Source organism: Aquimarina macrocephali JAMB N27 (genome assembly GCF_000520995.1).
Taxonomy (GTDB): domain Bacteria; phylum Bacteroidota; class Bacteroidia; order Flavobacteriales; family Flavobacteriaceae; genus Aquimarina; species Aquimarina macrocephali.
The window spans coordinates 30,258-43,173 of record NZ_JACA01000034.1; the positions used below are offsets into that span (position 1 = coordinate 30,258).

10 protein-coding genes are annotated in these 12,916 nt (G+C 34.4%); 1 reads left to right on the plus strand and 9 read right to left on the minus strand.

All coding sequences use genetic code 11. The features are described from left to right. Positions 1-81 precede the first annotated feature (81 nt). The 7 genes from Z054_RS0118075 to Z054_RS30430 form a co-directional block, all read right to left on the minus strand. A complete protein-coding gene (locus tag Z054_RS0118075; RefSeq protein WP_024771449.1) occupies positions 82-510 on the minus strand; it encodes a hypothetical protein in 429 nt (142 codons plus the stop codon). A 334-nt stretch (positions 511-844) separates the two neighbouring features. Next, on the minus strand, positions 845-1,342 hold the full coding sequence (locus Z054_RS0118080; protein ID WP_024771450.1) for a VOC family protein: 498 nt from the start codon (positions 1,340-1,342) through the stop codon (positions 845-847). Between the two features lie 75 nt (positions 1,343-1,417). Further along, positions 1,418-2,233 carry an AraC family transcriptional regulator gene (locus Z054_RS0118085; RefSeq protein WP_024771451.1) on the minus strand — a complete coding sequence of 272 codons (816 nt, stop codon included), beginning with the start codon at positions 2,231-2,233 and terminating at the stop codon, positions 1,418-1,420. A gap of 255 nt (positions 2,234-2,488) precedes the next feature. Then, positions 2,489-3,151, minus strand: a complete 663-nt coding sequence (locus tag Z054_RS0118090) for a hypothetical protein (protein ID WP_024771452.1) — start codon at positions 3,149-3,151, stop codon at positions 2,489-2,491. Positions 3,152-3,301: 150 nt separating this feature from the next. Continuing rightward, on the minus strand, positions 3,302-7,048 hold the full coding sequence (gene cobN, locus Z054_RS0118095; RefSeq protein WP_024771453.1) for a cobaltochelatase subunit CobN: 3,747 nt from the start codon (positions 7,046-7,048) through the stop codon (positions 3,302-3,304). Then, positions 7,039-8,334, minus strand: coding sequence for a cobyrinate a,c-diamide synthase (locus Z054_RS0118100; RefSeq protein WP_024771454.1), 1,296 nt, complete (start codon positions 8,332-8,334; stop codon positions 7,039-7,041). Before Z054_RS0118100 ends, cobN begins: the two co-directional genes overlap by 10 nt. A gap of 199 nt (positions 8,335-8,533) precedes the next feature. Then, positions 8,534-10,198: a VWA domain-containing protein gene (locus tag Z054_RS30430; RefSeq protein WP_024771455.1), complete on the minus strand. Its 1,665-nt coding sequence runs from the start codon at positions 10,196-10,198 to the stop codon at positions 8,534-8,536. Between the two features lie 485 nt (positions 10,199-10,683). On the opposite strand from Z054_RS30430, the gene Z054_RS0118110 reads away from it, so the two are divergent. After that, entirely contained in the window at positions 10,684-11,847 is a 1,164-nt protein-coding gene (locus Z054_RS0118110) for a response regulator (RefSeq protein WP_024771456.1), read from the plus strand. Between the two features lie 36 nt (positions 11,848-11,883). Here Z054_RS0118110 and Z054_RS0118115 read toward each other — a convergent pair whose 3' ends face one another. Both Z054_RS0118115 and Z054_RS0118120 read right to left on the minus strand, forming a co-directional pair. Continuing rightward, positions 11,884-12,201, minus strand: coding sequence for an Hpt domain-containing protein (locus Z054_RS0118115; RefSeq protein ID WP_024771457.1), 318 nt, complete (start codon positions 12,199-12,201; stop codon positions 11,884-11,886). A 229-nt stretch (positions 12,202-12,430) separates the two neighbouring features. Next, positions 12,431-12,883 (minus strand): tRNA (cytidine(34)-2'-O)-methyltransferase, encoded by a 453-nt coding sequence (locus Z054_RS0118120; protein WP_024771458.1) that lies wholly within the window; start codon positions 12,881-12,883, stop codon positions 12,431-12,433. Between the last annotated feature and the right edge of the window lie 33 nt (positions 12,884-12,916).

Genomic DNA, 12,916 nt, shown 5'->3' on the forward strand with positions numbered 1-12,916 from the left:
CATTTTCGCAATACGCTCATCATGATGTTTTGTGCTGCTCATATTTTGTGTTTATAATTTTGTTTAGTGCATTACCCTTGATTAAAAACTTATTCTTGTCATTGTTGTAAAAATTAGTAGCAATGTTAATATTCCAACAGCAGTTGTAAATATTCCGATTTTTTTTGATTTTGTCCATCCCGATAATGAAATCATAACCGTTAGAGAAAAGAGTCCAATCATAAAAGTCAGTAATCCAATTATTCTAGGAATTAAAAAGTCTTTTGTCACCACATCCTTTAAATATCCTCCTGGTGTAGTCATCATTGAGATTTGTATCATTGCAAATACAGTGACGAGAAAACAACCAGCAGATAACGTTGCAGACTTTAAAATTTTATTAGTTAGTTTATCTTTCTTGTCAGAAACTAATAGATTAGCAACTACGGTAATAGAAAAACCACTCAATAAAGAGCTTATCAGAATAGTTTGGTTAGCTAAAGTATTCCAATATTCTAATGTTATTTGCATATTCAGTTTGATATTTTTGTTTACTATTATTAGTAACTGTTTTGTCTAAAAGCACTTGCTTTTAAATAGCAATATACCTATTTAAACACAAAAAGCAGTTCGAGTTTGTACTCGAACCGCTTTTGCTTTTATATCTTGTTTTGCGTTCGCTTTTTTCTTCAACCCGATTATGCATTAAAACTTCGTTATGAGACTTGAAAGTACTATGAAATATGGCATTTTTTTTAGTTTTAGCATAGCATCGCTACGGTTAAACTGAAAAATGTAGTGCAACGGTATATTTTGAAGTAGTTACAAGGCGTAATAGATTTTCTAATGCATAATCCGGGTTTAATTAGTTTGGGGAATGTAACCCCATTTTATTTCCTTCAGAATCAAGAAACATTGCGAAATATCCGCTTTCATCGGCATGAGGTGTTTTGGGAACAATGATTTTACCGCTATTTTTCTCGACTTTATCAAGAATTACCTGAAGGTTATCTCCACCATTTAGGTATATAGTCACACCATCTGCCGAAGGCTGGAAACCTTCTCCTTTCATAATAACACCAGTAACCATCTGCCCTTCGTATGGAAGTATGCCCATTTCCATACCTGGCATTTCCATTTTCTCTATATTAATATCCAAAATTGCCTGATAAAATTCGATTGCTCGTAAAATGTCTGTTGCTGGAATTTCAAAAATTGAAACATAACTTTTCATGGCTTTTGCACTTTGATTTATAGTTGAATCATTTTTCTGTCTTTCTAATTCGGGTTTATCTGTGCTATTACAAGCAGTAAAGCCCAAGATTAATAGTGCAGTAAAAAGACTACATATTGTTCTTCTCATGTTTACTAATTAAATGTAGAGGTAAAGTTAAACTGTAAATGAGAATCGAAATTGTAAAAATGCGACAGATTTAATTCATTTGTAGAAAATAGAAGAAAGCGTCATGTTTTCATTCCCTAAAAACTCTTTTGGGCTAATTCCTGTAAACTCCTTAAAATCTTTGATAAAATGCGCCTGGTCGTAGTATTCACTTTCGTAAGCAATATTAGTGAGGCTTTCTCCTTCTTCGTTAAGCAACATTTTTAGAGCACTTTGTAACCGAATTACTTTACCTAACTGTTTCGGGCTGATCCCTATTTGTTTTACGAACATTCTTTCTAGTTGTCTCCTTTTGGATACATCTTCTTTAAGAATATCACGTATAGATGTACTCCCCTTTGTTGACAAAAGAGTATCTATAGTTGTTTTAACAATATTGTCGACTGTGACCTGCTCACTGAGTTTATTTAGAAGAAAAAATTCGATGATCTCTATTCTTTGTTTTGTATCTGTTGCTTGAATTATGTCTTGTTCTAATTTTTTGGCGGTTTTTTCTCCAAATAACATTTCTATTGGCGTTTCCTTGTTTGCCAACGTTCTGATTGGTACAGTTACAAAATTGGCAAAACCATAAGGATAAAAACGAATTGCAAATGTGTTAACATATCCTGTTGGCTCTATATAAAAAGGGGCAATGGTTTGTCCTAGCACCATTGAACGAGGTTGTATAATGAAATTATCTTCGGTAGTATATCGTTTTATATCATCTCCAAGTATAAATGCCATTTCGATTGTACCATCAGGAATTATTCGTTGTCTTTGGGTATCCTCTGCTGCAGGAACTTCCAAAGTCCAATAACAACTAATTAGCGATTCTAAATCTGGATGAGGCTGAAAAGTTTGATAATTCATGAACTGTTTCTTTTTCTTAAGTGAAACACAACGTCTCGGCTATGGTTAGTAAGGAAATTAAAAGTAGTAACCTTTTGGTTAAGTACTTAGTCAAAACTTTTTATTTTGTTTTTACCTTTTCATTTATAAGGCCAAAATAGATCATTTCGTTATCGCGTAATATTCTATTTGGCGGACTTCATTTTAAACACTAAACTTTGGATTAAGCACCAAACCCCGTATTAATTATAGCCATTGTTGCAGGTAGTTTTTTAATCAATAATTATACATGTCTAATTCATCAAAGTCTTTTATTTCAGACAGTTTGATTAGATTTTCTATTTCAATATTACTCCAAGTTTCCTTAAATATCTCATCTCCGCTTTCCGCATCCTCATTGGTATTTTCTCTAATTAGTTTCTTTTTTGTCAAGAAGTTAATGCTTGTTTCTCTATTTGTGATTGGACCACGATTACTACTAGAATCATATCCAATTAATTCAAAATTAGATTTTTGAAATCTGAAGGTGTAATCCCAATATCCGTATCTGCCGTGTCCATAATGCACATGCAATTTTTCATTTTTAATTTCAATCCATAATTCAGGTGGGAAATAAACTCCACCATCTTCATTTTCGGATGAAAAACAATTGTAATTTTTATCGGTAAGTTGATAACCATTCGCATTTTTAAATAACACAATTATTCCACGCCTATTTCTGTTAACTGTTTTGTCAAACCGATTTATAACCACATTACTTGTATCGGTTTTCTTAATTACAAGTACGCAGTCATCTTTTCCATCTTTATTAAGGTCTCCAAAATATTTGTCAAACTCTACATATCCTTTTGGAATAAATTCAGATGGTTCATTGTTTTGCGCGTTACAACCAAAATTCATCAATATAATTAGGGATAATATTTTTAAAACTTCATTCATTCGGTTTTAACTTCTGGCGGTTGGTTCAAATTACCTACAACAATGTTATAAAGGATATATATCCTTTATATTCTATGTATGTTTATTTACAAATCTACTGGTTTTTGCCCGATCTACGACATTAACCTGTTAGCCTAAAAGAAGATATACTTACTCTGTTAATCCTTCACCTTCCATATACAACTCCTCTAATTGTCTTTTAACCTCATCAGAAGGATTTGCCCACATCCCTCGTTGTATAGCTTCCAACAAGCGTTCACTCATATCTTTTAATGCCCAGGGATTGTTTTGGGTAATAAATTCTTTGTTTTCAGGAGTTAACAAATAGCTTTCTGTAATTCCTTCATACATAAAATCATCAATCAGATTTGTCGTAGCATCATAGGCAAACAGATAATCTAAAGTGGCAGCCATCTCAAAAGCTCCTTTATACCCATGCCGTTGTACTCCGGCAATCCATTTGGGATTAATTACCCGTGAGCGGTATACTTTTAGTAATTCTTCTTTCAATGTTTTTACCTTGGGGGTTTCTGGTCGGGAATGATCTCCAAAATAGATTTCGGCTTCATTACCTTTTACAGTTTTTACGGCATTGGCCAATCCCCCATGAAATTGGTAGTAATCATCACTATCCAAAATATCATGCTCCCTGTTATCCTGGTTTTGCATTACAATCTGCATCGCTTGTAATCGATATTGAAACGATTCATGTGCAGAAACTCCCTTTTTAGAATTGCCGTAGGCATATCCACTCCAATTGATATATACTTTGGCAAGATCTTCCTGGGTTTGCCAGTTCTTCTCATCGATTACTGCTTGCAGTCCTGCTCCGTATGCTCCCGGCTTAGAACCAAACACACGATATAAAGCACGTTGCGAAGCTTCCTCTTGTGGTAATCCTTGCTCCTGCCATTGTGATTGTTCTATCAAAAATCGTTTTCTGATTGGATTATCTTCTATAGGTTCATCCAGATTTGCCAAACGCGTTACCACCGCATTAAACAGATTGATTACATCTGGAAATGCGTCTCTAAAAAACCCTGAGATCCGTAATGTAACATCTACTCTGGGTCTTCCTAATCTTATTAAGGGGATTACCTCAAAATCAGTAACTCTGCGATTGGCATTTTTCCATAACGGGCGTACTCCCATTAATACAAATGCTTGTGCAATATCATCGCCCCCTGTACGCATGGTAGAGGTTCCCCATACCGAAACTCCAATGGTTTCGGGGTAATCTCCGTTTTCCTGCAAATATCGATCAATAATGAGCTGTGCGCTTTTCTCTCCCAAACGGTAAGCTGTTTCGGTAGGAATGGTACGTACATCTACAGAATAAAAATTTCTTCCGGTAGGCAACAAATCCAATCGACCTCGTGTTGGTGCTCCCGATGGCCCAGAGGGAACATAGCATCCATTAAGACCTCCTAATAAATACTCAAGTTCGTCTGTAGTTTGTTCTACCGCAACTAAAGTAGTAGATTTTATATGTCGTACTATTTGATTCAAGAAAGGATACTCTTCGGCAAGGATTTCTTTTTCTAAATACGTAATCAATTGTCTTTTTGCAATACTTTCTAATTGTTGAGTCACGTGCCCTGCCGTTTTACAAAAAACACCTTCAATAGTCAACTCCATAGATTCTGTATAAGCAACCTCTAGAATGTTTTTGGTGATTCCTAAATCTTTGGCCAGTGCTTGTGTGATTCCTTCCTGTTGATATCCTGGTACGCGATGTAATGCTATTAACAAATCAATGAGCTGTTCATCTACAGGAGCCTTTCCAAAAATATGGAGCCCATCTCTAATCTGTGCTTCTTTTAATTCACATAAATATCCGTCTAATTTGACTAATAATTCATCTACATCGTCTGAGGCGATTCCCAAATCCACATTTAATTTGGTTTGCGTAACCAGATCAGCTATTTCTTTTTCTAATACACGTGATCGTTTGGGATCTAAGGTAGCTGCTTCATAATATTCATCTACCAGATGTTCCAGTTTCATTAGACTACCGTAACTTTCTGCACGGGTCATCGGCGGAATTAAATGATCTATGATCACTGCCTGATTGCGTCGTTTTGCCTGTGTTCCTTCTCCCGGGTCATTAATGATAAACGGGTAAAAATGTGGTAATGCTCCAAATACGGCTGCAGGAAAGCAAGTTTCGGGATCTAGTGATACACTTTTTCCGGGTAACCACTCCAGGTTTCCGTGTTTTCCTAAATGGATCACTGCATCTGCCTGATAGTTTTGTTGTAACCAAAAGTAATAGGCAAGATATTGATAGGTTGGTGGCAGATCAGGAGAATGATAGATTGTCTGTGGGTCCTGATTATACCCTCTGGAAGGTTGAATACTCACAAAGATATTTCCCAATAAAAATCCAGATACTATAAATCCATCACCGGTATAATACGGATCATCTTCTGGTTTCCCCCATTGTGCTGTTACTTTATCCTGTAATGCTGAAGATAATGCCGAAAAACATATATCAAAATCTGCTCGATCAAAAGTCAATGCATGCGGCCTGGTCATTGTGGTCGTAACATCATTAGTGGTCACCTGTGTAATCCAATGCATTAGCTCTGTACCACTCTTTGGTAATTGTTCTCCTACATTATACCCTTCGGCTTTAAGCGTATTTAATAAAACAATGCAACTTTCGGGTGTATCGAGACCTACTCCGTTTGCAAGACGACTGTCCTTATTGGGGTAATTTGGTAAAATGACCGCTACCTTTTTATCTATATTCTTTTTATACTGTAATGCTGCCCAGCGCTGAGCTAATTCTGCCATAAAATCGCAGGCAGGAATATGAGCCTCATATTTTAAAATAGAGCTATCGGTAAGTGCATCTTTACTAATTTCTTTTTTAAACGAAACCGCACGACCAATAATTCTTCCGTCAATTTCGGGTAAGGCGATATTCATAGCAATATCTGTAGGAGGTAACCCAAAGAGTCCTTCTTCCCATACTTGCTTATTAGCAGTAGAAAATATGGCTTGCAAAACGGGAATTTTAAGTTTTTCGAAGATAAACGCTGAACCATCCATGGGTTTGATCGTAAACCCTGTAGTATTAATAATGGTATGCACATCACGATTCCCGTTATGTGTCATTAATGTTTGTACCTGATCTAATAATTTAGGATCTCGCAGATTGCTGACAAAAACCACAAAGGCATTTATTCCTCGTTCCTGAAGTGCTGTACTCATCACATGTAACGGCTCCATATTATCAGATAGAAAATGAGTGCGATATCCTAACAATGCCACATTAGGTTTGGAGGTATCTATAGTACTTTCTAAAACCTCTTGAGTAGTCATTCCTAACGCTGTAGTATACAAAAATACATCTGCAATACCTATAGCAGGTACAATCGGAAGTTGTATATCAAAGAAATGAGTTCGTAAATAATTAAATAGGGCAACAGCATTTTCTTTTCCTCCTTCTTGTAAATATTGTCGACACTGATGTACAATTTGTATGTCGACAGATGACAACTGCATTAGCTCAAAATCCGGTTCATGAGCTGGTAAAAATAATATCGTATTACCCGTTTGCTCTTGCAAATTCACCAGGGATTCTACCAAATATGTATAGTAGCTAATTCCTCCTAGCATACTACAAACAATAACTTTGGCTTTACTCAATACTTCTTCGAGATAGGTATCTATTGTCAATTCTTGTTTGAGATATACCAGATTGGTCATTCGCAAACTAGGTAATTTATTTCCTTCGGCTTCGTGTAGTTCCTTATACGCCTCATTTAAGGTATGAATTTCGGTATCTCCGGCACTCAGAAATACAATATCTCCCGGTTGCTGATCGATATAAAAAATACCATCATCATTGGGGTTCCACCCTCCGGGTATGGTTGCGATTAGATGCATAAATCTACAGGTTCTTCTAACGCTGCCCAGTACAAATGAATGTAGCTGGCGTATACGTTTTGATGTTGATATATTTTTGTTGAAACTTCTTTTTCTCTTGCCGAGAAGACTTGCCCTACAGTGGGTATGATATCATCGTTCATTACTTTGGAATAATGAAATTCGTGTCCCCAAATTTCTAAATCATTACACACTACTTTTCGATATCCTAAAGATAATTTTTTGTTTTGCATAGAAGTACGAAACGGAAATATTCCTACCATATCGTATTCCTTGCCTTCTTCATCAATAATGGTATTTCCCAGATACATCATCCCACCACATTCTGCCAGAATTTTTACTCCCCGATCTGCAGCTTTTTTTAACTGATTTCGCATTGCGATATTATCGGATAACATTTCAAGATATAATTCAGGATACCCTCCTGCCAGATATATCATATCTGCTTCAGGGAGTTTCTGGTCATGAATCGGGCTAAAATATAGGATTTCTCCAATAGCTTCTAACCATTTTAGATTTTGAAGATAAGTAAATGTAAATGCCTCATCTTTTGCTATAGCTATCTTATATTTTTTTTCTGAAGTTATAATATCCGATGCTTCTTGATCTATTTCAGGAACTATTTTTGCATATTCTAAAAGTGTTGGTAACGATATATGTGTTGCAATATGCGAGGCTGCTTTTTCAATAACATTTTCAAAAGTACCATCGATATGTAATCCCAAATGACGTGAGGGAATTGCAATTTCTTCATTCGGTGGAATGTATCCTAAAGATGGAATCCCTACAGTATCACATGCTTCTTTAAGGAAGGCATAATGTGATTCTGTTTTTATAAAATTAAAAATAACGCCCGCGATCTTAACTTTGGGATCAAAAGTTTTTAATCCATGTAAGATTGGAGCAATCGTATATGCCATAGCACTGGCATTAACCACCAGGATTACCGGAATATCCAATAATTTAGCTATCGCTGCCGAGCTTCCCCGATCCTTTACTGCACCATCGAACAATCCCATCACTCCTTCTATAATACTAATATCGACAGACGCACTATAATGTTCAAAAACAGTTTTTACATGTTTCTCAGGCATCATCACGGTATCTAAATTTATAGCTGATTTTCGAGCAGCAGTACTGTGATGAATCGTATCAATATAGTCGGGTCCGCATTTAAAAGTTTGCACAGTATTTCCCTGGTTACTAAACCAACGAGACATCCCTAGTGTAAGTGTTGTTTTTCCCGAATTACTCCACGGAGCAGCTATTAAAAATGCTTTGGACATATGGTTTAGAAAGAATTGAGATTTTAGATCGCTTCGCTGTTAGAAGTTAGATCATAAATTTTGTATTGGTGTAATTTCTTCGATTCATTGTCATGCTGAGCTTGTCGAAGTAAATTATTGTAAGAATGTCCTTCGACAAGCTCAGGGCGACATTTCTTTTTATAATTGTATATTTCTCTACACATAATTATTTAAATTACTAAAAATCAGAGACTGTAGTATAATTCAACTTTAGCTGTTGTGCTAACTGCTTGGCCTTACCTAATCTTACAAACCCTGTTTCGGTATCAATAACAGTAGTTTTTTGAATCCTCGCCAGGTATTTTTTATACGTGGTGATTGCATATTGAAATGGGTTTTCTGCTCCCGCATTTATTTTTCCATCTGTAAAAACAAACAATTGTACTGTTTGCGTATTTACAGATCGCAGCAATTCATATACTTTAAAAAAAGCAGCTCCCAAATTCGTCTTTCCTCCTGTTTTTAATTGATGATTTATATTTGAAATTTCCTGAATATTAGCCGTAAACTTCTGGATAATTTTAGCTGTAGTATCCTGTAAGCCAACTATAGCATACTGGATTTTTTGCAAAGGATATGACATAATTGTTTTCTCTATGACCCCCTTTAAATATGCCATTTGTTGATCTAGTGCCATAGACGCACTGGTATCAACCAAAAATATAATTCGTGCCGTGGCTTTCTGTGTTGTTTGTTTATATATTGCTGTAAATTTCCCCGTCTTCAGATAGTGTTGTACAGATTGCAATACTGATATTTCTTGTTGTCGTTCTGCCGGTTGTGATACCGAATATAATTTCTGTGGGGTATCTAAAAGGATTTCTTGTTTTTTAGATGCTTTTGAAACTGAAAATTTCAATCCTTGTTGTACAGCCTTCGGCAATTGAAATGCTGTACTACTTTGTCCGTTTCGAGGTACACTTTCTTCCCGGGGTGTATGGTTCTCTGTATCAGATGGGTTTTCTTTATTCTGATCTGTTGGAGGTGTATACTCTTTTGCTCGATGTTGCAATACAAAAGGTGCTATACTATCTACCATTTCTGCAGTTACCTGTTCCTCATTATAGAATGCTGCATAGGCTCTAGCCGTTTTCAAAAGTAAGATGTCTGCACGCATTCCTTCTACTTGATTGGCAATAGTTAATGCAGCACACTGTTCTTGTATTGATTCTGGAATAATTACATCATTAAGTCTCTTTTTGGCCAAAATAACTTGGTGTTTAACCTGCTGTTCTTCTTCTTGAAATTGTTTATAAAATGCTATTGGATCACTATCAAAACTAAGACGCTGCATTGCAATTTTGGTACGTGTCTTCATTTCTTTGGGAGTCTGGATAGTAACACTTAATCCAAATCGATCTAATAACTGTGGCCGCAAAGCTCCTTCTTCGGGATTCATTGTTCCTACCAGACAAAAACGACTATCCATCCATTGAGAGATTCCTTCACGTTCCAGGTGATACCCTCCTGTTGCCGAAGCGTCTAATAATACATCCATCAGGTAATCATTGAGGAGATTTACCTCATCGATATACAAAAATCCATGATGTGCCTGTGCTAGTAATCCTTTATCTACAATCGTAGTTTTCTGGTTAATCAATGCTTCTAGATTAATACTCCCTAATACTCGATCTTCGGTAGCGCCAATAGGTAAGTTAACAAATGGAAAATCTTCTCCCATCAATTGACTCAACCCCCTTACCATAGTGGTTTTGGCAGTACCTTTATCACCTGTTGCCAGTACCCCTCCAATACTTGAATCTACCAGATTAAGTAACAAACATAATTTTAGATCTTCCTGATCGGGGATGGCAGTAAAAGGATAGGTATATTTTGGTTTCATCTGTATTTTTGTATGATTGGTAAAAATACGGATTTATATAAGTAGAATTGGTATGCTTTTTTATTTATATCTTCTATTTTCTATATGCACAAAATAAAGAATAATCAGAACTACTATTACCTCCATGTTTTTTGGTGATGTTACTTTTAATAACCTCTATTAAGTTTATAAAAAATGCAATAGAAATGAATTTTAATCTTTACTTAATTATCCTATAAAATCTATAGTCCATTATAAAACATTAACACTTTATAAGCTTAGTTTACTAATAATTCCCTACTTTTAAAATAGTTATTGATTTTCTTTTTAACAGAAGGGTGCTCAATTTCTAGTCAAAATGCAAACGAATAAGAAACCCTATAAAAATTATATTCGTTAAAGAAGTTAGTCTTCTACTCTTATCTAATTACCCCTATTTATATTTTTTTGAATATGCATATATCGATTTTATTTACTGAATTGTTATATCGTGAAACCTACTTTAAATGAAGAGAATTTTAGCAATAGATGACCAACAACTTGTTTTATTATCCTTAGAAAAACACCTCTCTGATACAGGGTACATTATCAAATGCGCAGATAATGGTCAATTAGGATTAGATCTTTTTGATAGTTTTAAACCAGATATTGTTATTGTAGATATTAATATGGATGGAATGTCTGGTCTTGATGTAATTAAAAATATTCGTCAAGAAAAAAAATCAGATGTTAATATTTTGGTGATGTCAGGGAACACAAATGAAGATACTATTATAGATGGTTTTGATCTGGGGATAGATGACTATATGAAAAAACCATTATCGCTTAATGAAATTTCGGCCCGTATTGCGAGAATTCTTGGTATAAAACCTACAAAAAAGCTAGAAAACAACTCTAAAGGTCAAATGTTACAAAGACATTGCGTTGGAGTTGTAATCCCTTGTTACAATGAAGAGGCAAGAATTTTGAGTACAGAATTTATCGATTTCGCACACAGTAACTTAGGATATCATTTATGTTTTGTTAATGATGGAAGTACAGATAATACTCTAGAAGTTTTAAAAAAACTATCTGAAGGGAGAGAAGATAACATTAGTGTATATAACTGTGTTAAAAATGGAGGGAAAGGAGAAGCTGTAAGACAAGGAGTTCTTCATCTTGCCAAAGACTCACAGTTAGATTATATAGGATATCTAGATGCTGATTTATCAACAGACTTTAAAGATTTTGATGATTTGGTTAAAACTATAGAATCTTCAAAATTTAAAATCGTAAGTGGCTCAAGAATGAGTAGAATGGGAGCAAATATCACCAAAGAGTCTGCACGAAAAATAATAAGCAAAACTATTAATTTGATTATCAGAAATATCTTAGGTATGTCCTTTAACGATACACAATGTGGTGCCAAAATAATGGATAGAGAAATAGTCAATGAAATGTTTAGAGAAAAATTTATTACAAAATGGTTATTTGATGTAGAAATTTTTATGAAGATGCGTAAGTTTTATGGAAAAGAAAAAGCCATTTCTTATATATGTGAGCAACCACTTAAACGATGGGTACATGCTGATGGTTCTAAGTTATCTATGAAAGATTCTGTGAAGATTGTAGGGCAACTTGCTCAAATTGCTTATTACTATAATTTTAAAGTCAAATCAAAGTTTAAGTAAAATAGTAGAATCAAAAAAATCAATTATAAAAAGGAGTTATAGTGTACTTATGTATTCTGTTATCATTTGTAGAATTTTTTCAAAATCCTTCTTTAAATCATAACTTCCTTCTTTCAAATTGTTTTCATAATCTGTTGCTATTTCATAACTTTTTTCAAGTCCAAAAATACTGACCTTATGCTTTAATTTATGCACATATTCTGCAGCCTTTACAAGGTTTTTATTTTCTAAACTACTGAAATATTGTTCTTTTTCTATCGGGAATTCTTTTCTGATAACATTTAACATCTTTCCCTCAAAGACTTTATCCCCATTAGATATCTTATTTATTTCTGATAAATTTGGTTCTTCCATTTAGTTGGTTTTTAATTAGAGTATTCGAAGTACTAAAAATACTCCTTATTCTATAATTATTATCCAAATGATCCCAATAACACCCTCTGAATATGTTTTTTTATTCTCTTTTTGAAAAAGTAATTATATTATTGCCTTTCCCTTGTTTTCATAATCAGGTTTTAACAATGATCATCAAAATTTTAAGATAATCACTTGAAAATTTAACTCTATAAGATAAAACTTAGGGCTATCTAATATTTCTTATCCCTTCATAGACTACAATACTCACTGCATTGGCTAAATTTAAACTCCTTACCTTATCACTGTATATTGGTATTTTATAGAGTTGATCTGGATATTTTTCAATAATAGTTTTTGGTAAACCTGTAGATTCTTTTCCAAAAACAAAAAACAGATCATCTTCATAGGGTATAGAACAATAATCTTTTTCTGCATGGCTAGATAGGTATACCATATTCTTATTCTTATTAACAGCATAAAATTCATCTATACTATCATACATATGTACCGAAATGTGTTTCCAATAATCCAACCCAGCTCTTTTTAATCTCGAATCACTTAATTCAAACCCAAATGGTTTTACCAAATGTAGATTTGATCCCGATGCTAAACTAAGTCTACCAATATTACCCGTATTCATGGGAATTTCTGGTTCTACAAGTACAATATTATATGCCATTCTTTATTATATCTACGCTCTTCAATCGTTTAT